Below are 22,909 nucleotides of genomic sequence, written 5' to 3' on the forward strand. Positions count from 1 at the left end.
GTGAACTTCTTTTTATTTAACAAGTTTTCAAATTCATATCCTGATAATATCATACCGTTAATATTTTTTAATTAAATGACGTCTTATCGTATTAAAGGTTATGTTTGTAAAATTAGTAATTAACAGGAGGTTTACTCCAATTAATTATTTCAATATCTTTTACCTCCACTTTACCTTTGACAAGAACATGGGGAATAAAATGGAATATCCCGAATCGTCTGCCGTTTTTGTGTTCAACTTTATAATATTCTATTGTAGAGAAGTTTAATTGTTTTAATTCTCTATATTCATTAAAGTTAATGAGCACTATTTCACAGTCTTTCAATTCTTTACCTGGGCCACCCCAATTTTCCTTCGAGTACTTGTATATTGCTATGGGCTGACTATTCAGTGAGCTAATAGGAATCTGATAAAACCGTTTATTTGTATTGATTTTTACTCCGATTTCATTCATCACTTGATAGATATGATGAGGATGCAATGATGAGAAATGCAAAACATCGTTCCATAAACATTCTAGTTTTGGTATTTTACGTGTTAATAATTTCTCTCTCTGAGGATGATCTTTATATTTCTGTATATAATCATCATATAAACTAGGGTATATCATTTTTAAATCATTTAAGGGCATTAAATATTCTCCCTTTAACTCATCTGGTACTATATGATAAACATATTCCATAAATACCTCCTATAAAATATATATTTCATACACTAGAATTAGCAAAGTATTAATAGAAATAAACTTTCTATAGACTTCAATTTACAAAACGATGTTACATGGATAGAAAATAAATTTGTAAGCTTTGTGCATTTTAACAATGACTTGAGTATGATTTCCTATCTTCAAAACCTTTCGCCATCGGTTATATAAAATCCTGTATTAGTTTTTATACCATGTTTTATAAATAATACCTGTTCTTCCAATTAAGATTCAGTTTTAGCAGGGTGGTTAGAAGGAAAGTGTATGCCTTCAAAAGGGGACTTATAATATGTACAATATGTTCCTCGCACTTTGACAATTTCATGAGGCGATATATCAGTAATAACTCTTTTCTTTGATAGCCATAAATAAAAACGGGTAAGTATACTTTCATATTGTTTTACGCTCCCGGTGATTATATTTGGAATTTAAATCAAAAAGTGAATTTTGAAAACTTACGTCCATTACGAAAAAATAGAATAAAGAAGAAATATCCCTTAACGTACAATTTTCTTTTTTCGGTCGTGTGACCCCTAATAAGTCTAAAACATTGTTTTAGCTAGACAGCTAGGAAACAATTTATGTGTATGTTACTAATTGCATCAAAAGTATAAGCACGTTATAATAGTCACCTGATTACATATAACGAGGTGTAGAAAATGAATAAGACAGAATTAACAAAAGTAGTAGCAGAAAAAGCAGAACTTACACAAAAAGATGCAGCTGCAGCAACACAAGCTGTATTAGATACAATAACAACTGCGCTTGCAAATGAAGAGAAAGTACAGATTCTTGGATTTGGTACATTTGAAGTACGTGAAAGATCTGCACGTACAGGACGTAACCCACAAACAGGTGAAGAAATGCAAATCGCTGCTTCAAAAGCACCTGCTTTTAAGGCTGGAAAAGAATTAAAAGAGGCAGTGAAATAATTACATATAGTGAAAAGGGTTTGATATTCATATCAGACCCTTTTTCAATAGCCTTTTTGTTCATAAAACAAAAAAGTATCATCCAAAATATATATCGGATGATACCCCTTCATTTTTAAACATATTATTTCTAAGTACACATCATGCAAAATTTATATAAATAATATAGATTCCCCAAAGAATGTAACCAACTTGTGTTATTATAAACATTGTAAGTTCGAAACCAGTGAGCTTTCTTTCTCTTTTTATTTTTCGCAAATACAGATAAAAACTAAAAGTAGATAAAAACATTAATAATATAGAAGCATTATATATATTTTCTATAATAGTAATAACTGATCAACTCCTCAACTGTAAATTAATTAGTATAGAATAAGCATATCATATGTAAGTTTAACTTACTTCAAATCCACTTTTTTTCAACAAAATATACTTAATATTTTCATATTTAACAACTATACTTGGTTAAAAAGATAAAAGAATCTCTTTTGCATGAATAGATTCACAAAAGAGATTCTTATTTTAGTAAATTTACTTATAAGATACCAGGTTAATTATTCATGAGGATTAGGTGAAATAGATGCCGGAGCTGGTCCGCAAGTTACTGCAAAACCAAATAGTACCACTGGGTTTACGGACAATCCAAGCAATGAAAGCACTCCCAATGCTCCCCAGTAATCTTCCTTTTTGAGATACGATTTTATTTGATTAAAATATGACTTGCCAATACCTAATGCATCCTGCCAACATCTTTCCCAAACATTACTTGAATAAACATTAGATGGCATTTCTTCATCATTCATTACATAAACACCAGCAATAATTGCTGCTTTTTCTTCATTATTATATGAAGATTTCGCTAGTTCTTCTTTATTAAGAACGTACTTACCTGTTTCATCATTTTTTACCATAAGTACTGAAAAAATATATTCTAGTTCTTTAACTTGAGCTTCTAACTCCTCAGGTGTAGCCTTTTGTTTTCCATCTTCAATAGTTGCAGCTGAAGCGAGAGTTGGGACAAAAACTAGAGTTAGAGCCATTAACATAAACATCATTTTCTTTAACATAGTGAATTAACCCCCAAAATTTAATTTTTTCTGCTTCTCCCAAAACTATAAACTCACTATAAAAAGTTTCAAATTTTATCTAAATCATTTACATATACCACCCTCTATTTCCAATATTTATAATAATAGTATTATAATCAACTATAAATGTATATATTTTACAATTAATTCATCTATTACAATCATTTGAATTTCGATATATAACTATAAAAAAGACTACTATGTATACATAGTAGTCTTTTTGTTAACAATTATACTAGCTTAGTTTTAAATATAGAAAAATTTGATTTTCCTAATAATATTTGAGACGAATCCACTAATTTAATTAAATCTGAATATATATAAAATCATATTTATAAATACCTATATTAATGTTATACTAGGATTAATCAAGAAGTATCCAACAAATTATGATTAATCGCTACATTTTCTTTCATAGTATGTCAACGTAAAAAAAGACACTTTCTATAGTGTCTTTTTTACGTTTCGAGATGAATACATTGACTACATGGGGTACTGCCAACACTTTGAACCCCCACGCTAAGCAAAAGATTACTAAACTGTTTTTTCAATAGATTGAACAATATAATCGCACACAAACCCATCCACGCTTTGCTCTAAATTAAATTTCATATTTAAAGCTCTGCTGATTTCATCAATGAACATTGCTAAATAGCCGATATCCGTAGAATCATTCCTGTCTTTTGTATTAAAATATGGAGCGATATTAGTGAATAATTTTTCGCCTTCTAGATAATGCTTTTTATCAAAATTTGGAGTGTAATCTGAAAAAATTTGCATTATGTCCAAGTCAGGTAACTCCTCACCAGGGATATTTGCATCTAGATAGTTCTCCCAATAGTTTGTCATAACGTTAACTATGCGTTTATAAATAAGATTTCGTACTTTTAAAGAGATATCTGACCTTTTTTTTGTATATTCCATTAATCTTTTTAAGCCAAACCCATTCCAATGCTCAATTCCACCCTCAATAATATACCCACCTCTTAAATCTTTAGATACTAACTCAGCTATCTTATCGAAGTTAATTTTATTATTTTCTTTGTCTATTATTACTTCGATAGGAGGAAATTTACGAGAGCTTTTAACTGATGTTACTTGGTCAGCACTATTTATAAAATACTCAACTTGTGTCATCACAATATTTCGGATTTGTTCTGCTTTTAAATATATTCTTTGGTCACGATAGCTTTCATTTTGTATGTGATGATCAACTGTCGATAAATTATCCTTTTTAGATTTGTCGTGTTTATCACTCGCTATTTCCAAACAATAATCCATTTCAGCTAAGCTTTCATTGTTGAAATAACTAAGTCGAGTAAATGAATCATTTTCTTTGTTGCTAAAAATTCTCCAGAGTTGACTATCTTTATAACCCTTTAACTCTAGAGATTCAATTTTTGTAAGCTGCTCTCCTGAATGAACAATAAGTGTTCTGATATCTAAAAGAATATTAAATTCATCAAGAATTTTATATTCTTTTAGATCCCATAATCTTTTTAGATATTTCATTGCATTATTTAGTCGATACAGATTGTTAACAAAATGATCCGCTTGCATGTCTGGAATGCCTGATTCATTTCCTATACCTAAAAACCTATTGTCTAATTGGTCGAAATATTCAATACACCCTCGAATAATCCAAACTAGAGGAGCTTCTGAATTATGAAAAGTAGTTTCAGTTTGATGATTTCCTTGATACTCATTAAATTTATCTTTTAAATCTTTTGCCGTGGTATTAAATTCTGTTGAAAGTTTAACAATAATTGGCTCCATTAAATTACTCCATTCATCTAAGATAATTAGTAATATTATTATATCATTTAGGCTTTTGAGACGTTGTTTGTTGCATATTTTTATGCTTAATGGAGAGGTGATATTGTCCCTAACAGTTGGAGGCAATAGAGAGAATCCCCTTATTGTGGTTTTTATTAATTTTTATATATATAATCTGGTACATGAAATTATACAAACTAAGTAGTTTCTTTGTTTTTCTTTTAAAAATTATTATAGCATTCTATATAAATCTTATGTTATTATGTAGATAGAAAATTTGTTACCATTGTTTATACTCTATTGTACGTAGCGTGAAGGACAAACCTTACGCCCAGTTAACTCGGGCGAGGTTTGTCCTTTTTTTTACTTTAAGGAGGAATTTACTATGAAAAAAGTCTACAAAATTGGAGCAATTGTTACTACATTATGCGTTGCTTGTATCGTTATCTTTACTTTAACTAAAAATGAATCTGTTAACCCAGAGACTGTAACACCAAACAAAACAATGGTGTCAGCTGCAGACACAAAAGGATCACCCAAAAATATTAAAGATATTTCAAAAGAAGAATTAAAGCAAAAAATACAATCCCACGAAGAGTTTATTGCGTATTACTATCAACCAACCTGTCATTATTGTAAAAAGGCTGCACCAGATATCGATAGTATGTCAAAAAAGCATGATAGAACCATCTATCGTATTGATATCTCTACGCCAGAAAATCAAAGTGCCTTTCAAGAGTTCGACATTCCTGGTACTCCAGTTGTTGTAGCTTATAATAGAGGCGAAGAAATTGAACGCCTAGAAGGGGCAGTGTCAGCTGCTACATATGACGGATTCTTTGCGAGACGTAATTCGAGCGCTAGTTAATATAGTGCTCGTTTTTCTTTGTAAGAAAGGGGAATTTACATGCAACAAAACGCCCGTATTTATTCTTTAGACATAATAAGAGGTATGGCCATACTATGTATCCTATTTGCTAATCTACCTGCTATGACGGGACTAGATCCCTTTAATCAAGCGGGTTACTCCGGTACAGATAAAGTGATTCGTTTTTTAATAGATTTGTTTATACAAGCAAAATTCTATACTATTTTTGCGTTCTTATTTGGAGTAGGATTTTATATCTTTATAAAAAATACGGAAGCAAGAGGCTATTCTATGTATAAGCTGTTTAGCCGCAGATTGTGTATCTTGCTACTCTTCGGTTTACTCCACTTTATCTTTCTGTGGTATGGAGATATTTTACATGCATATGCTATAGCGGGTTTTGTTCTATTGTTCTTTTATAAGCGGTCTACTAAGCTTATTTTTATAACAGGTTTTAGTTTTTTACTAGTTAGTTATACTCTACATGTTATTTTATTTTTACATGCAAGCCCTTCTATTCCTGAAGAGATACCAAAATACTATCAATATATGTTTACAGGCAACACTACTAATCACACAGTGAATCTATTTTTAAATTATTTACATCAAGTAAAAGCTCGTTTGTTCTTTCTTATGACACAAGAATTTCAGCAACTTCTAATAGGGATCCCGGAATATATTGGGTTATTTTTAATAGGTTTATGGGCTGGAAAGAAGAATATTTTTAGACGCGTATCGGAACTCAGAGGGAAAATTCAAATTTTACAGTGGTGTTCGCTATTCCTATCATGTCTGCTCTCCCTCCCTATCATCTATTATTTTATAGAAACAGATATCTATTACTCTAGCCATATCCAGTTATGGATTCTATTCGGAGGAAAATCCCTCGGTATATTCTACATATGTTTTCTTCTTTTAATATGCGAGAATGAAAAATATGTAGGGTGGCTACAACCTTTTATGTCTGTTGGTAACTTTGCCTTAACTAACTATATTAGCCAAAGTATACTCACGCTAATGATTCTCTCAGCGTGCTTCCAGGATATTTCACAATTAACATACTGGCAGCTATGTATCTTTGGGATTCTTATTTGTATCGTACAATGTATATTCAGTACACTATGGAGTAAGTATTTCCGATATGGACCTATCGAATGGCTATGGAGAAAATGGATTTATAAATGGGGTACCGCCACATCGCCATCAAGCTAAGGTTTTGAAGTACCCCCTAAATGAAAGTTTTCTTTCTCTACAGTTAGTTATTTTGAGAAGTCAGCTCATTTTTTTGTTTTGGGGGTGTTTACTTTTCTTAAGTTGATGGGCATATGGCTGTACCCCTATATAAACTTTTTTAACGAAGTAGTAACCAAGAATAGACTTTAAGATAAGAGTTCTGGTTAACTTAACATTTTTAAATTAAAATATATATAAAGTTAGGGGGATATATATGAAAGAAGCATTAGATTTTTTTAAGAATTATGGGACTATTTTTTCTATAATTATAGGTATAACAGGAATTGGTCTGGGGTTGTTTTACTTTTTAAAAAACAGAAAACAAAAAAAGTTAGAATACGTCATCTCTAATAAGACGCCATTATTTAATCAATTACATAGCAAAGTGAAGATATATTTTGATAATCAGGAGATTAAAGAAGGTGCCTGTTTATCTATTCTCACTCTGGGGAATATCGGAAATGAACCGATCAAAGAAGATGAATTTGAGAAAATTAAGCCTTTAAAAATCAATTTCATAAAAAGTGATGGTGTACCAGTTAAGATATTTGATGTGGAAATATATAAGTCTAGTCCTTTAGATTTTGATGTTGAATTTGATTACACTGATTTGGAAGGCACATTATCAATAAAGCCAATACTATTTAATCCAAAGGACTATGTTACTTTAAAACTTATATCAACTGAATTCGAACAAGTTAATATTTCTGGAAGAATTATAGGTGGCAGCATTGTAAATGGAACAATGAGAAAAAAACGAAAAGAATATCAAACAATAGTATTTGCAGTCGCTTTTACTTTAGTTGGTTTTATTTCAACTATATTGAGGCGAGAAGAATTTACAATTGCTGCATTTATTAGTATGATGATTTTCTTAGGATCAGTAGGTGCTATCGAATTGTTGCAAAAGAAAAAAGATAAAAAAGAAAATCCTGTAAGTTAATAACAGGGTAGCACCATCAAAACGCAAATTTTGTACGTTAAATAAATTGTAACCTAAAAAAGCTGAAACATTTGTTTCAGCTTTTTTCTACCGTTTATAAAATATACATGATTATTTTATTTCGACTTTCTTTTCAATATACTTTTAAATATTTCATTAAAATTTATACCTACTCCCGCTATGTTAGGTTGTAGAATTAAATAATCATTTATCTTTTCTAAAATTGTCCTTATACCAGAATTTTCATTATCATCCTTACAAGAATGCAACAAGTCTTGAAGTTCAATTATGAATTTATTTTTCTTGTCATTAAAATATTTAGAAGAAATATCTAATCCCTTTAACTTAACTAATATAAATTCTATTCCATTCTTCTTTTTTGTATGTAGCATTAACTCTGCATAGATAAATGCAAATTCAATTTTCCCCTCATCCTCTAATTCATCCATATTGATACCATTTAAAATGGATGAAGCTTTTTCAAACTCTTCAATAGCAATAAACATACGTGCAATGAAAGTTGTCGCCAATACATTTCCATCAATATCCACACTTTTCTCATAGCATTTAAGGGCTTCTTCATGATTATCTAAATGTAAATATGCATCCCCTAACCTTGCATAAGCATCTGAAATACCTTTTTGAGTCACATTTTTATCTTCAAATATCTTAGTATAGTAAGTAACAGCATTTTCTACGTATCCTCTATTATCGAACATTTTACCAGCGTGGTTATAGAGATTTCCCAAATGAAAATAATCGTATGTGGTTTTAAAATGATTTATATTTTTCTCAGCAAATATTACCGCTTCATTAAACAGCTCTTTACTCTTCTCTATATCTTCAATATGGAGGAATTCAACCCCTTTACTCGCCATATATTGTATTTTTCCCGTTGAATTATTTGCTCTTTTTATTAATATGTCAATTATTTCCATTTTATCTGTAAACGAAAGGTACTTGTTCCTCACATCTAAATATAGTTGAAGGAATTTTACGTCATGAATCTCCTTATATGAAACTTCAGAAAGTATCACTGCTGCTTTATTTATATCATTCTGATATAAATAGTACCAAACAGCCTTATGATAGATTAGCAATTGATGCCAATATAAATTATAAAAAACTTTCTTTAAATTATTAAGCATGGCTATGAAATCTATATCTAAATTTCCAGTCTTTATAACGAAAAGTATTTTATCAAGAATTTCTTCTAGTGCCATTAAATCTAGATTTAATAAATCTTCTCCTAAAGTTGGATTGTTTAAAAGCATTGGTTCTGTATCTCTTTTAACATGAATCATATATCTAGTTAAGTCTGCTAGAGAGAGTTTAAGAGCTTTATCAAAGTTTTTCTCATTAATTTCCTTTTGTACATCCATTTCTTTAGTAATGTTAGCTAAAATATCCCCGCAACAATTTTTAAATTTTCTTCCTGAACCACAAAGACATTGTGAATTTCTTTCTAGAGAGAATTTTTTCATAGTTGTTCTCGTTCCCCTATCCCATAAATTTATAAAGAACTTAAAGCTATTATATTTGGTACGTATTAATATATTATCATGCTTACCTAAGGTTATAGAAATAATGAAAAATAACAATTAGTAATATTTGTATTTATGTGACTTAGTTCTATACTTATCTCGGCTGAACCACTTAAATTAATTTCTAAAACTTAATGTATAATAAATGAGCTTAGTTCTTTAGTCTTAGGGAAATCAAAATAGAGAGGAAACTTTAAATGAAACAGAACATGACATTAGGCTTACAACTACATGCAAGTAAAGAAATTTTAAAATTACACCAATTATCCCCAATTCATAGTGTGAAAAACGTAAAAAACGCAGCAAAACCTAATTATGGATTCTGGACTTCTAGTTTCACCAATAAAAAACACGGATCAAAATTTTTAAAAGAGATTCCGATGTATGATGCTAATTGGTATACATTGAGTCCCATGGAAGCTAATATATATGTTGTGAACGATGCTAACGACATTAATCATTTATTAACCAATTATGGTCGCATAAATTTTAAAGAATATATTTCATATATAGATTTCGAAAAACTTAGTATGGATTTCGATGCATTGCATTTAACAAATAATTGTTTTGTTAGGGGGTCATCTGTTGAACAACTTTATTTACATGATACACCTTTGTATATAGGTAGTTCTTCCGACCATCCTTTCTTCCAATGGGCGGGTGAAAGTACACTATGGTTTCATAATAAATTTTACACTTGCGATAAAATAAAATAATTATAGCAATCTTAAAATAATAAGGAAGAAAATCCAGTACATAGTGATGTGGCGGTACCCCTACTACAAAAAGTAGAATAACGAACGAAACGCCCCAACGTATAGAGGGGCGTTATTTTTAACATTTTACGTATTAGAAACCATACGGTTTATATACAATCATCCAATTATAATCTGTATCAGCATCTGTACAGTCTATGACTTCTTTTTCCTTTGGACCATAAATTAAATTTTTTTTTGTCATTTCCCACTCAAATTTACCTTCTGCTTCTTCTAGTGTATTTCCGGTTACTGATACTCGTTCCATTGGCATTAAAAATCCCCCTTGAATAAACTATTTCTGTATTATTCATTATAACAATTTTGATAAGTTTAACACATAAACGAGGTATTTAATTTAGAATGAAACGATCCTGGGGGCTATTTTTATGCAACATAACTTCTTATAATTGAATTGTTTGTAGTTGTCAAGTTCAGACGTAAACGGTATAATGGATGTAGATGGACAAGCTGTACAGCCTGGACGATGTCGAGCACATTGTGGATGGCGGCCACACTTATATGGGGACAGCTTACTAGTTTAAATCAAGCTTGTTTTTCATTAAGGTCAGTACACAATTGTACATCGGACAAGATATATATTAAATTAATGGTTTTAACTTACTATGGTAAGTGCATAATATAAAAGACGAGATGCGTCAACATCCCGTCCAATTTGTAACTATCGCCGCAAGGTGGCTGGTTGCAAAGAAAAAGTTATTTGTTCTTCTTAGAACCACCTCTTTTACGTTTGGTCGACGTCGGGGTGGTTCTTTTACGTTTATTATTACGCCTTGCTACTAATGCTTTTGCGGACTCAACTGCAATCGTATTCAAAAATAGTCCTACAGCAGCTAGTAATAATTGTTGTAAAATATCCATACGGTTACACCTCCCTTCATCATCAAATGACGAAAGGCTGCAACCGCCCACCCACGTTTCAAGTTACTATATTTATCATACCACAAAGTTGTCTAACTTCAATTTATAATTTCGCGAAATTTTGATATAAAGTTAATTAAAAAAACACTTCTCAGATTCGGTTCTAACAGCCTTTTCACGCTATAATAGTGCATTTACATTAGAGATAACTATAACTTAATAAATAGATTGATAACGCTCTTAAAACAAATTTCTATACAACCTATTAAAATAACAAGCGTTAATACTTAATTTTCAAACAAATAGTTTAACAATTTCTATACTAGTTGCTATAATAATTGATAGTAGCTAGTATTTTTTTTAACAGTGTGTATACACCAATAAAGACAGGATGCATCAACATCCTGTCCAAGTAACTGCTACCGCAAGGTGGTCGGTTGCTAAAATTAAATTATCTTTTTTTAGAACCGCCCTTTCGCTTGCAGGCATTTTTAGGGGCGGTTCTTTTACGTTTACTACCGAGTTTTATGAGTACGTAGAAGGAATAATCGTATACTTTGATGAAGAAGCTCCTGTATGTACAATGCTTGATTCATAGTCATTGTATTGAAAAAACGGTTATCATATCGAAAAGTAAAAGCTGAAAAAAAGAAAAATTTTTTATTTATATCTTGTGTCTTATTTTGAAACTTTAAGAATCGAGTACTCTGAATAAATTTTTCATACATAAATTGAAACTCCATAATAATAATCTTTTTCTATAATAGTTATCTTTTAGTACGTAACGAGAAACGAAAGTATATGTATAATATTTAATAAAGTAAAATTGATAAATGTAATCGTTTGTTAGAACAGATTATCGTTTCATGTCTGTTCTTTTTTGCGTGATGCTGGAAAAATATATCCCTCCAGTATTTACCGTTTTATGACAAAAAATATTGTTAACTTTTTTTAAAATAAGGTTAAATTCGATGACAACTTTTTTGAAAAGCACTTTATTGACATGAGTTTTAGAATGTTGTTTCATAGTCATTGTATTGAAAAAAAACGGCTATCATGTCGAAAAGTAAAAGTTAAAAAAAGAAAGAATTCATACATATATCTTGTGCCTTATTTTGAAACATAATACAATATATAGAGAAATCGAGAACGACATACATAGAGTATAGATTGGAGAGGTAGGGTCGGAAATGTTAGTTGCATATGATTCTATGACAGGAAACGTGAAGCGTTTCATCCACAAATTAAATATGCCGGCCGTTCAAATTGATGAAGATCTAGTAATAGATGAAGACTTTATTCTTATTACGTATACAACAGATTTTGGCAATGTACCAGAACGTGTTTTAGACTTTTTAGAGCGCAATTATGAAATTTTATGAATTTGCACACTAAAAAGTCTAAATCCTTATCAAGATGGACTGGTATTACGTAAAGAACAAAATATTGCTGAAATATAATATAAAAAAGGAGGACTAACATTTGAAATTAACATCATATTTCAAACTATTTATTAGTAATTTAAGTTTAAACAAAGGCCGAAAAGAAAGAATAAATAGCGCTTTAGTAACATGGGAAGAACTTTTAAGTACAGATGAAGAACTTAGTGAAAAATTCAAAGATTTTTATTCACAGGGTTCCTATGCTACCAAGACAGCCATTCGTCCATCTGATGATGGTGAATTTGATGTAGATGTTATTCTTCTATTAGATGTGAAAAAGGATGATTCAAAAGAATTTTTCAACTGGGTTGTTGAACGTGTAAAAACTAAAAAAGCATATGAAGACAAAATCAAAACAAAAGATCGGTGCATTCAAATTAATTATGCTGGAGATTTTCATGTTGATATTGTTCCCGCTCGAACAACTTATGGTGATTCCATTCTAATTCCTTCTAAAAAAGAAGATGACTGGGTAAAAACTAATCCAGCAGGCTTTAAAAAATGGTGTGACAAAAAACATATCAAACATGATGAAAAATTCCGCTCTACAGTCAAAATACTAAAGTATTGGCGTGACCAAAATGTCAGTAGTAGTGCAGCACCAAAATCCATTTTACTTACAACATTAATTGGACATTATATGATCGCAAAAAGCTCTTATGCTGAAACACTTGTAGAAACAACGAAAAATATGGTGATTAAGTTAAATACATTAATTGAAGATAAAGAAGACGATGAAGTAATTCAAATATGCAATCCTTCTTTAGAAGACGAGAATCTGGCTAGGGATTGGACTGTTAATAAATGTCGCATTTTTAAGAATAAATTAGACAAATTACACCAACAAAGTCTTGAGGCCCTTGAAGAGTCAAATAAGGAAGCTAGTATTATAAAATGGCAAGAGATTTTCGGTGCTAAAAAATTCCCTTCAGAACTTCCAGAAGCTGCGAAAATGGCATCTGCAGTAGCGGCAGGCTCTGTGTTTGTTAATAGTGATGGTATACTGAATCAAAACAACCAAGGAGCAGTAATCAAAGAGCATCGTTTCTTTGGTGTAAATGCGGCTCATGAAAAAATTTAGAAAGCGATACTTATCTATTCCCAAACAGTGTCTAAAAATCCAGCAGTGTTTTCCGTCCTTTAAATACTTTAAGGAAGGATATTGGATAGGTAGGTTACGACCTACCTCTTCATCATCTTTTTATACTGTTAAGATTATTTATAAAAGATTTAGCCCAAAAGTTTTTATTATAGAACCTTGTATTCATAGAGAAGTCCCTCACCTTTATGGCGACGGATCACTTTGCCTTTATTATCCCGATGATAATAGCTATAACGATTCCCTATTTATCGCGGATACGATAATTCCTTGGACAGCGGAATGGCTTTATTATTATGAAAAATGGTTAGAAGATGGTATTTGGTGGGGACCAGAAGCACCTCACTCATACTCTTATAAGAAATGACAATTAAGGAGGAATTAATAGATTGATTGACTGGGAAAGCGTAAAAAATAATAAATGGACACCACGTAAAGAGAATGAATTTAAAATACTTGCTATTGATGGTGGTGGTATGAAGGGTGTATTCCCAGCAAAGTATTTATCTGATGTTGAAGAACAAATTTCAAAACCAATTCATGAATACTTTGATCTGATTGCTGGAACTTCTACAGGAGGAATAATTGCATTAGGATTAGCAAACGGCATTCCAGCTAAAAACATATTAGAATTGTATATTAATAATGGGAAAAATATATTTGGAAAAAAAAGAATTAAATCCCGAGCTTTCTTTCATTCAAAATACAAAAATGATGGATTAATCCAAGTGTTAAAAGAAACTTTTGGAAACACACTGCTAAAAGAGGCTAAAACAATGGTTTGTGTGCCATCAATAGAACATCAAAAGGCTAGTCCAAAAGTATATAAAACACCACATCATCCAAATTTTATTAAAGATGGTAATATTGAAATGTGGAAAATAGCTTTAGCAACATCTGCCGCACCTACTTATCTACCTGCAGCAGTTATAGATGATAATGAATGTAAAATCGATGGCGGTCTATGGGCAAATAATCCTATATTGGTTGCTATCGCTGAAGCTGTTAAATTGGGCTATTCATTGGAACAAATTAAAGTTCTCTCTATTGGAACTGGGACAAGTTTATATGAGATTGATAACAAAAACGCCATAAGAGGCGGTATTTTATCATGGAAAACACACTTAGTTGATTTTACAATGCAAGCACAATCCAAGGGTGCATTTTATACAGCTTGTTACTTAATTGGTGATCGATTATCCCGTATAGATTTTGATACAGGGGTAAATTATAAACTAGATACTACGGATTCTAATATTCTAGGAAGATTACAACATGAGGCAAATCAAAAGCTCCTAGATACCTTTGAAAAAGGTAACATTCGTACTCAATTCTTTAGTGAATAAAAAAGTTTAAAGTTGTATTGTGTATACGGTAATTCATCGTCCTAAGGAGGAATTATTCAAATCACGTAAGTTAATCCTGGATATTATATAACCATCTAGGCATTCTACATAGTTATTAAATCAAAAGCTATCTAAAAATTAGATAGCTTTTTTATTGTTTCAAAATTGCTATTGGTTTAAATGTTAACCCTGGATAAATAATTGAATAGTTGTTTTATAAAAATGTCCCAAAAAGTACACAATATAATAATTTGTTATATAAATTTTCTTTATCTTTTTTCCTCTATAGATGTATAGTTTTTTCAATTATATAATCTACACATTAAATTTTAAGGATTAAAAGAAAAGAGCTTTCTTTCTCTACCAGCATTCTAATGGCATCTTTTCTCATTATTTATTATCCACACAATAAACCTTTAATTACTTTACCTTTAAAAACGAAACACTCTAGAAGATTATTGTGTAAATCACTACAATTCATTTTAAATATGGTATGTAAAATTATTAATACAATAAAAAGAGAAAAACGGTTGTAGCAAGTGAATACTACAACCGTTCCATTTATCGAGAGAGTTTAAAATATATAAATTTCGCCTTTTCTTGTGTAACGGATAAATCAATTGCTTTGTGTACAACAGCATTTGTGGATATTATTAATAAAATCATCATGATTAATAAAAACCATTTTGGAATACTCCTTCTCTTTATTATCAAACATACTAAAAGAAATAAAGATACTATAATCAAATAGGCTATTGAAACATAGAACTCTAAATTAATTTGGCTTATTTTATCAATAACATTTCGAAACTCTTCTAAGCTCGATGCATTTTGATTATTTTCCATTATTATTGAATTAGAATTTTTATAACCAAGTTTCCATACATAGTTATCATTATCTTTTTGTACACTATAAAATGAACCATGAACTTCATTTTGGATAATAATTTCTCCATCGGCAAAAGCTCTAGAAGTAGAAACTACTATCCCAAATAAAAGTAAAATAACAACAAATTTTTTCTTCATAACTTATTCTCCATAATGAATTAATAAATACCAAAATTTATATTCACTTTATTTTCCTATAATTAAACTGCAAATATGCATTTCCAGTTAGCTCTAAGTACTTCACTTCAATTCTATTTAGGCCCGACAAATAAGTTGTCTCTTTTCGAACCCCACCTGCACTAGATACCCATGAGTCAATAATTTTATGCTCTCCTACAGATACTATTACTCCATCGTCAGCTTTCACTTCAAATTCATATTCACCAGGTTCAAAGCTTTCCCACTTTGAAAAGAACGCTGAAAAATTATCAGATTGTATATTGGAATCTGGCGAACCACTTCCCCAATCAAATTCAAGTTTATTAATTATATCTAAAGAATTACCTCCCCTAAGAATTGCATCCCCTTTTAAATCTTTATTGTTGTAGAATACTGCTAACCAGTTTTTATTAGGATTTACTTTGGAATCAAAGGTCATCCAAAACTCTTCCATTTCAAACTCCATTTGACTTACTCCAGTGTCCTCAAAATACTGTACCTCAATGAGATGTATATCTTTTTGGTCTGAATTTCCAGCAGCCCAACTCGCAGTTCCATCTTTAATTGTTATTTTCCGTGCATCTTCTCTAAATCCACTAGGAGTCCATCGATCTAAAACAACTTTCCCATCAATCAATACCCGTATTCCATCATCAGCTCTAGCCCTTATTGTATAATCCCCCTGCTTTAAACGTTTAACAGTTGTGTATCGAGCAGAAAAACCATCAGCCGGAACCTTTGATGTTGGAGAACCTGCACCGTGATTTTCTGAAAGTATATAATTTATTCCCGTTGGAGGAAGCACCTTAGCATCAACAGGAAGTCCTTCTAAATTTTTATTTGGATAATAATAAGCTAACCATGAATTAAAAGGGACAATGTCAGAAAAAATCACCGCATTTCCAGAATTCTCATAAAAATCAGTGGTCATAGCATGGTTGCCATAGTTTACTCCAGTAAGTAACGCCCTATCAATTTGTCCCGCTGAATCGGTCCACCGATCTATTATTTTCTTATTATCAAATGTTACACGAACACGGTCATCCGCTAATGTTTGTACAAAATAATCTCCATGATTTAGATGTTGAGATTGGTCAAATTTGGCTTGGAAATTATCATTCGGTTGCCCAGCGGGAGATCCTGTTCCCCAATTATAATGAATAGCAGATCCTTTTTCACTATAAATTTTATTATTTTCTGAATTAATATCGGAGCCTGGTTTTATAGAGATGACCTCATCAATCTCTGGCACCCAAACGATGTAGTAATCCCTTATCGTGCTCTCCCAGGTATCGTGTACAATTGCTGAACGGTACCATTGTTTTTCTGTAGAATCAAAAAATTCTTCATAACCTATTCCTGCCATGGAATGATTACCAAAAGTAGGATGGTTACCAGTACTTAACCATACTGGTCTTTGAGCATTAATTTCTTCTTTATATGTATCAAAAAAAGTATCTTGTCGAGCACCATTATATACACTATGATTAGTTATATTTACAGAATACTCACCTTTTTTATTAAAATAATTTTTCAACCCTGTTAATCCCTTATCAGTAATTGTCCAACCATCAGCAGTAGTTTCCATAGCCTTTGCTAAATCATAAATCATCTGATTGCTTTTAAGGCGTGGATATCCATTTTCTGACCAATACATTACAATATTAGCCACTGCTGTTGGGGTACAGCCATAAGTCCATGTTAAATCTGGAACACCTTCGATGAATTTATAAGTATATTGTGGCATTTCTCCTTCCCCTGAATTAGTAAAACTGCGGATTTTTTTTGAATCATCTCTTTTTTTGAATCCCTCAATTATCTTCTTATTTTCAAATATATTAGAAGGCACTAACTTTGGTTTTTCTACCTTTTTGTTAGAATGAATATCTATAAAATCATTATTTGATACTTTTTTATAATGAGATAGTGGCCCTAGGTAAACACTGTTCTCTTTGTCCACTTTATAATAAGGGGAATTCCCTTCCCTAGCAGATTCTAACACTCCAGGTATGTTTTCATTCCCACTTACTATCAAAAATCCTGTCTCTATATTGCCCTTATGCACTACAAATAAATATGCAGTTACATTTCCGTTATAGTCGTATAATTTTCTATCAAACTGTAATTTTCCATTATTCCAGCCAGAATCAGAATTTTGGGTTACATTATTAAAATAGGTTTGAGCCTGTATCGATGCTTTCTCAAAAGAAATCAAATTAGAATTTTGAGATTCTGCTTCTACATTTGTAGAAACTAACATAAACAAAAAAAATAATAAAATAAAAGATTTTCCTCGAAAAAAACTAAACATATATATCCTCCTTTAAATTAAAATATCGGGATTCATAAAAATAATATAACATTTTCACAAGATAATAAACAAAAAATTCCTTTTATTTATAAAATTATACATTTTTAAGAATTTTTTGTTTATTTTTAGCGCTAAAAGGTGTACACTTTTCATGTTTTAACATTTACAAAAAAGGAGTGGAAACTATGAAAAAAAGGTCTTTCTATCTATCTGTTTTTACCATAATTATGAGTTTTGTCTTTTGTAGTCCTACATTTGCAATCAATACTGGATCAATACCACCGAATGATATTACAACAACCTTTTCCTATACTATGAAAAGGAATGCTTTACTTATGGCATATGAAGTTGAAAGAGCTCAGGAGAATCAATATCCGCAAGGTAGTAATAATTTCTTTGGGAATCAATTACAGAATGGAGGAAAATGGGATTACAAATTTATTTATGGTAGTAAAAACATGTATATTTTTGATAATCGTGCTATGACAGGTGAAGACTTAGGGGATATGCATTTTGGATATATAGGGAGGGCTGCTGGTTTTTCAACCGCACAATTATTAAACTTTGAGGAAATGAACAAAATATGGAATCCACCACACATAAAGGATTGGGCAAAAGGTTATTTTGATGAAGTTAAAGATAGGGTTTGGATCATGAAAGGGGCTCAAATGTGGGATAATAAAACACTTCCCAAGCCTATACCTAATATTTAAATTAATTTAAATTAGCATACTTTAGATAAATATAGCTTTATAGCACAATACTTTAAGAAAAGAACGAAGTTAAAAATTTATATAAGAACAATTTTAAAATAGGATTACATTAACTTAAATATACTTTTTTGGAAAATAATTTAAATTATTGTTGTGTACGCTATATTTTTCTGTTACTTTAAAATAGTCAGATAAAACAGATGAGGGGAATATAAATGAATAAATTTAATAAAAAAGTAATTACTTCAATTGCATCGTTAAGTCTTTTAGCAACAATGATGCCGACATTATCTTTCGCTGCTAAGACTGATTCACCAAGTGAAACTACTAGTATAGTTAATAACACAAAAGCTACAGAGAATATTTTATTGAAGACTATCAACAATAATGAAGAGGAACGTATAATACAATCCTCAGATGAAAATTTAATTTCCACTGCTAGATTTGACAAAAAAACTAATCAAGTTGATGTTACTGTTAAAAACATTAAAGAAAATACAACATCACATCAAACGATTGATTTAGAGAGTCAAAAAATATCAAGGAAATTAAAATCAGATGTTCAATATATGCAACCTTTAAAATTGATTTCATCTAAATCAAATACTTTTGGTGGATATGCATATTATTTTTATACAAATAACATTTGGGTTATTCAAATTCCAGAACGAAATGCGAAAAATGTAAAAGAGAATGATAAAAATAGTAAAGACCTCACTGGCTTTCGTAGTAGCATAATTAGTTTAGATCAGGCTGAAATGTCTTATATAGGTAAAGTTGGTGGGGAAACTGCAGCTATGGCACTTGCAGCTATAGAAACTCCCACTCCTTGGACAGTAACACTAGGAATATTAACAGCCTTAGGAATTGCAGCTTGGTCAATTCCAGATTTAAAAAAAATCTCAGATGAACAATGGAATTGTGTATTTTATTATGAAAGAGTACAAGTTTAATTACCTATGAAAATAATGAAATTCGCCGTATATCTAAGTGTTGGTTTGGAATAAAGTTAAATTGTAAAATGCTAATAAAGTTAGTTAATTTTTGATGTAAAATACTTTACACACTAAAAAATATAACAATAAAGTCGTTTGAAAATCTAAGTTTTATTCAACAGTAACGGCCCAGTCAAGTTCATCTATTCCTAAATGTTTAATTGGGGTTTTTATGGATTCAAGACAATTGTTCGCCTCCCTGGATTTGCATAATATTCAAATGTTATAATTTCACATATCAAGATATATTATATAATATATCTGTCAAAGCATTACTCCTGTAGATTCACCTGAAATAAAAGAACTTGTAGGAAGCCTACAGGCTCTTTTTTCTTCTAATCAAATATGAACAAAAATCTTCCATCACTTACATATATTATTTTATATCTTTTATTACATTTGAAAATTCCGTTAAGAGGACCGTTTTCGGTGTTGTTCCCTTTAAATTTATATATTCATTAAATTTAAACTCTAAGATTTTCAGATTATCTAAATCCAATCTACACTCTGGATTGTTATCTAAATCGTTATACCTCTTTTTAAATATATCAATCATAATTCCAATATTCCGATTCGAAAGTTCAATTATCTTAGAGTATAGCTCATCTATATTACAATGAGAAAATACAGGTGAAAAATAATATGCACCGTTTAAATCTATTACGAATTGCTGGAAGTTCGTATTCAGATTTTCAATTAACTTATTAAAACCTTTAGATTCTTTTTTTGCCAGCAATGCGCTATTAATTTGAATTGTTTTGTTTTTAAATTCTCTTAAATCACTATCTCCAGAGCTTTCTTCATATCCCCAGAATAAGGTCATTGTATCTGCATAATCTGTAGCTTGTTCCCCAGCCTTTTTTAGTCCTTCGTATAATTCTTTCTTCATTTTTCTAGTTTCCTTTTTAAATAGACCTACTTTTATTAATTCTCTGTATAGTACAAAAGCTTCAAAGGACCACGTAAAGTACACATCGCCATTAATTAACTTCGATAAGCTGTATCTCTAGCATCCCAAAACACTTCATCTTATAAATCTATATATATAATTATCAAAAAACTTTATATACTACAATTTTAACTTTATATAAAAGATGAAGTAGTTTAACAATACCAAAAGGTACACCTTTAGATACAGTATATTTATTGTGGCGTAAACCACTTCAAAAGGTATCAAAATGTACTTAAGCCATACTTCATAAATAAATGGACTTTTTGAAGCATTGTGTGTTGAATAATTTCACGTTTAATAGCGAAGTATATTGCCCCTGTAAGTTAGATTAAACAGATATAGCACTGCATAGAATCCCTTGTTAATAGGGTTGTGAATGTTTTAATTTTAATCTGGTACATGAAATTATATAAACTAGGTTGTTTCTTTTCTTTGCTTTTAAAATTCTTATAGCATTCTATATAAATCTTATGTTATTATATAGATAGAAAATTTGTTACCATTGTTTATACTCTATTGTACGTAGCGTGAAGGACAAACCTTACGCCCAGTTAACTCGGGCGAGGTTTGTCCTTTTTTTTACTTTAAGGAGGAATTTACTATGAAAAAAGTCTACAAAATTGGGGCAATTGTTACTACATTATGCGTTGCTTGTATCGTTATCTTTACTTTAACTAAAAATGAATCTGTTAACCCAGAGACTGTAACACCAAACAAAACAATGGTGTCAGCTGCAGACACAAAAGGATCACTCAAAAATATTAAAGATATTTCAAAAGAAGAATTAAAGCAAAAAATACAATCCCAGGAAGAGTTTATTGCGTATTACTATCAACCAACCTGTCATTATTGTAAAAAGGCTGCACCAGATATCGATAGTATGTCAAAAAAGCATGATAGAACCATCTATCGTATTGATATCTCTACGCCAGAAAATCAAAGTGCCTTTCAAGAGTTCGACATTCCTGGTACTCCAGTTGTTGTAGCTTATAATAGAGGCGAAGAAATTGAACGCCTAGAAGGGGCAGTGTCAGCTGCTACATATGACGGATTCTTTGCGAGACGTAATTCGAGCGCTAGTTAATATAGTGCTCGTTTTTCTTTGTAAGAAAGGGGAATTTACATGCAACAAAACGCTCGTATTCATTCTTTAGACATAATAAGAGGTATAGCCATACTATGTATCCTATTTGCTAATCTACCTACTATGACGGGACTAGATCCCTTTAATCAAGCAGGTTACTCCGGTACAGATAAAGTGATTCGCCTTTTAGTAGATTTGTTTATTCAATCCAAGTTCTATACTATTTTTGCATTCTTATTTGGAGTAGGATTTTACATCTTTATGAAAAATACAGAAGCAAAAGGGTATCCTATGTATAGGCTATTTAGCCGCAGACTGTGTATCTTACTACTCTTCGGTTTACTCCACTTCCTCTTTCTATGGTATGGAGATATTCTACATGCGTATGCCATAGCTGGTTTTATCCTATTGTTCTTTTATAAGCGATCTACAAAGCTGATTTTTATAGTCGGCTGCATCTCTCTGCTTGTTAGTTATACACTACATGCTATTTTATTTATACAAGCAAGTTCTTCTATTCCTGCAGTACCAAATTACTATCAATATATGTTTACAGGCAATACTACTAATCACACGGTGAATCTATTTACACATTATTCACATCAAGTCAAAGCTCGTCTGTTCTTTCTAATGACCCAGGAATTCCAGCAACTACTAATAGGAATTCCGGAGTATATAGGCTTATTTTTAATTGGATTATGGGCGGGTAAGAAAGATATTTTTAAAAGGGTACCGGAATTAATAAAGGAAATTAGATTTTTACAGTGGAGTTCGTTATGCATTTCATTTCTTCTCTCCTGTCCTATTATCTGCTATTTTATAAAAACAGATGTCTATTACTCTCAAAATGTACAATTATGGATTCTGTTTGGAGGGAAGACGCTCGCTATATTCTATATTTGTACTCTACTTAGAGCTTGTGAGAATAAAAAATACATAGAGTCGCTGCACCCTTTTATGAAAGTAGGCAAGTATGCTTTAACGAATTACATTACCCAAAGTATACTAACTCTTGTCTTTCTTTCGTTGTACTTTAAAGACATCTCACACGTATATTACTGGCAACTATGTATCTTCGGCTTTTTAATTATCTTCGTACAAATTATATTTAGCAGGATTTGGAGTAAACACTTCCGTTATGGTCCTATTGAATGGGTATGGAGAAAAGGAATTTACAAGTGGTAACCTATTTTTAC

At 30.9% G+C, this 22,909-nt stretch carries 21 protein-coding genes and 1 pseudogene; 13 read left to right on the top strand and 9 right to left on the bottom strand.

Going from position 1 to position 22,909, the window contains the following annotated elements; genetic code table 11:
• Positions 1-112 precede the first annotated feature (112 nt).
• Positions 113-682 carry a group-specific protein gene (locus AC0IXC_RS23755; protein ID WP_471653438.1) on the bottom strand — a complete coding sequence of 190 codons (570 nt, stop codon included), beginning with the start codon at positions 680-682 and terminating at the stop codon, positions 113-115.
• Between the two features lie 680 nt (positions 683-1,362).
• On the opposite strand from AC0IXC_RS23755, the gene AC0IXC_RS23760 reads away from it, so the two are divergent.
• Complete coding sequence (locus AC0IXC_RS23760) at positions 1,363-1,635, top strand: HU family DNA-binding protein (protein ID WP_016097171.1); 273 nt, start codon at positions 1,363-1,365, stop codon at positions 1,633-1,635.
• Between the two features lie 554 nt (positions 1,636-2,189).
• Here the strand turns inward: AC0IXC_RS23760 and AC0IXC_RS23765 are convergent.
• Together AC0IXC_RS23765 and AC0IXC_RS23770 are read right to left on the bottom strand one after the other, a co-directional pair.
• Entirely contained in the window at positions 2,190-2,702 is a 513-nt protein-coding gene (locus AC0IXC_RS23765) for a hypothetical protein (protein WP_471653439.1), read from the bottom strand.
• Between the two features lie 555 nt (positions 2,703-3,257).
• Entirely contained in the window at positions 3,258-4,625 is a 1,368-nt protein-coding gene (locus AC0IXC_RS23770; RefSeq protein ID WP_471653440.1) for a hypothetical protein, read from the bottom strand.
• A gap of 259 nt (positions 4,626-4,884) precedes the next feature.
• Here AC0IXC_RS23770 and AC0IXC_RS23775 point away from each other — a divergent pair, with 259 nt between their 5' ends.
• The 3 genes from AC0IXC_RS23775 (at position 4,885) to AC0IXC_RS23785 (ending at position 7,543) form a co-directional block, all read left to right on the top strand.
• Positions 4,885-5,367: a thioredoxin family protein gene (locus AC0IXC_RS23775; protein ID WP_471653441.1), complete on the top strand. Its 483-nt coding sequence runs from the start codon at positions 4,885-4,887 to the stop codon at positions 5,365-5,367.
• 39 nt (positions 5,368-5,406) lie between these two features.
• Positions 5,407-6,579, top strand: coding sequence for a DUF418 domain-containing protein (locus AC0IXC_RS23780; RefSeq protein ID WP_471653442.1), 1,173 nt, complete (start codon positions 5,407-5,409; stop codon positions 6,577-6,579).
• Between the two features lie 235 nt (positions 6,580-6,814).
• A complete protein-coding gene (locus AC0IXC_RS23785; protein WP_471653443.1) occupies positions 6,815-7,543 on the top strand; it encodes a hypothetical protein in 729 nt (242 codons plus the stop codon).
• A 116-nt stretch (positions 7,544-7,659) separates the two neighbouring features.
• On the opposite strand, the gene AC0IXC_RS23790 is transcribed toward AC0IXC_RS23785, so the two are convergent.
• Entirely contained in the window at positions 7,660-9,027 is a 1,368-nt protein-coding gene (locus tag AC0IXC_RS23790) for a tetratricopeptide repeat protein (protein WP_471653444.1), read from the bottom strand.
• A 257-nt stretch (positions 9,028-9,284) separates the two neighbouring features.
• Between AC0IXC_RS23790 and AC0IXC_RS23795 the strand changes: the two genes are divergently transcribed.
• A complete protein-coding gene (locus tag AC0IXC_RS23795) occupies positions 9,285-9,803 on the top strand; it encodes a hypothetical protein (protein ID WP_471653445.1) in 519 nt (172 codons plus the stop codon).
• Positions 9,804-9,936: 133 nt separating this feature from the next.
• On the opposite strand, the gene AC0IXC_RS23800 is transcribed toward AC0IXC_RS23795, so the two are convergent.
• Both AC0IXC_RS23800 and AC0IXC_RS23805 read right to left on the bottom strand, forming a co-directional pair.
• Positions 9,937-10,116, bottom strand: a complete 180-nt coding sequence (locus AC0IXC_RS23800) for a hypothetical protein (RefSeq protein WP_098134605.1) — start codon at positions 10,114-10,116, stop codon at positions 9,937-9,939.
• Between the two features lie 443 nt (positions 10,117-10,559).
• Positions 10,560-10,724, bottom strand: a complete 165-nt coding sequence (locus AC0IXC_RS23805) for a hypothetical protein (RefSeq protein ID WP_179864171.1) — start codon at positions 10,722-10,724, stop codon at positions 10,560-10,562.
• 1,190 nt (positions 10,725-11,914) lie between these two features.
• Between AC0IXC_RS23805 and AC0IXC_RS23810 the strand changes: the two are divergent.
• From AC0IXC_RS23810 to AC0IXC_RS23825, 4 genes and pseudogenes are all read left to right on the top strand, one after another.
• Positions 11,915-12,091: pseudogene (locus AC0IXC_RS23810) on the top strand (class Ib ribonucleoside-diphosphate reductase assembly flavoprotein NrdI); the annotation flags it as partial.
• A 115-nt stretch (positions 12,092-12,206) separates the two neighbouring features.
• A complete protein-coding gene (locus AC0IXC_RS23815; RefSeq protein WP_471653446.1) occupies positions 12,207-13,247 on the top strand; it encodes an SMODS domain-containing nucleotidyltransferase in 1,041 nt (346 codons plus the stop codon).
• Positions 13,234-13,632 carry a type II CBASS E2 protein gene (locus AC0IXC_RS23820; protein ID WP_471653447.1) on the top strand — a complete coding sequence of 133 codons (399 nt, stop codon included), beginning with the start codon at positions 13,234-13,236 and terminating at the stop codon, positions 13,630-13,632. The genes AC0IXC_RS23815 and AC0IXC_RS23820 overlap by 14 nt, the downstream gene beginning before the upstream one ends.
• Before the next feature lie 22 nt (positions 13,633-13,654).
• A complete protein-coding gene (locus AC0IXC_RS23825; protein ID WP_471653448.1) occupies positions 13,655-14,611 on the top strand; it encodes a CBASS cGAMP-activated phospholipase in 957 nt (318 codons plus the stop codon).
• Between the two features lie 561 nt (positions 14,612-15,172).
• On the opposite strand, the gene AC0IXC_RS23830 is transcribed toward AC0IXC_RS23825, so the two are convergent.
• A complete protein-coding gene (locus AC0IXC_RS23830; RefSeq protein WP_471653449.1) occupies positions 15,173-15,637 on the bottom strand; it encodes a hypothetical protein in 465 nt (154 codons plus the stop codon).
• Positions 15,638-15,680: 43 nt separating this feature from the next.
• Positions 15,681-17,969 (bottom strand): PA14 domain-containing protein, encoded by a 2,289-nt coding sequence (locus tag AC0IXC_RS23835; protein WP_471653450.1) that lies wholly within the window; start codon positions 17,967-17,969, stop codon positions 15,681-15,683.
• A 185-nt stretch (positions 17,970-18,154) separates the two neighbouring features.
• On the opposite strand from AC0IXC_RS23835, the gene AC0IXC_RS23840 reads away from it, so the two are divergent.
• Complete coding sequence (locus tag AC0IXC_RS23840; RefSeq protein WP_471653451.1) at positions 18,155-18,682, top strand: polymorphic toxin type 44 domain-containing protein; 528 nt, start codon at positions 18,155-18,157, stop codon at positions 18,680-18,682.
• Between the two features lie 215 nt (positions 18,683-18,897).
• On the top strand, positions 18,898-19,635 hold the full coding sequence (locus AC0IXC_RS23845) for a geobacillin-26 family protein (RefSeq protein WP_471653452.1): 738 nt from the start codon (positions 18,898-18,900) through the stop codon (positions 19,633-19,635).
• A 418-nt stretch (positions 19,636-20,053) separates the two neighbouring features.
• On the opposite strand, the gene AC0IXC_RS23850 is transcribed toward AC0IXC_RS23845, so the two are convergent.
• On the bottom strand, positions 20,054-20,566 hold the full coding sequence (locus AC0IXC_RS23850) for a hypothetical protein (protein ID WP_471653453.1): 513 nt from the start codon (positions 20,564-20,566) through the stop codon (positions 20,054-20,056).
• Positions 20,567-21,230: 664 nt separating this feature from the next.
• On the opposite strand from AC0IXC_RS23850, the gene AC0IXC_RS23855 reads away from it, so the two are divergent.
• A complete protein-coding gene (locus AC0IXC_RS23855) occupies positions 21,231-21,713 on the top strand; it encodes a thioredoxin family protein (RefSeq protein WP_471653454.1) in 483 nt (160 codons plus the stop codon).
• Between the two features lie 39 nt (positions 21,714-21,752).
• A complete protein-coding gene (locus AC0IXC_RS23860) occupies positions 21,753-22,898 on the top strand; it encodes a DUF418 domain-containing protein (RefSeq protein WP_471653455.1) in 1,146 nt (381 codons plus the stop codon).
• Positions 22,899-22,909: the final 11 nt, after the last annotated feature.

The sequence above is a fragment of the Bacillus sp. AC266 genome (assembly GCF_979253805.1).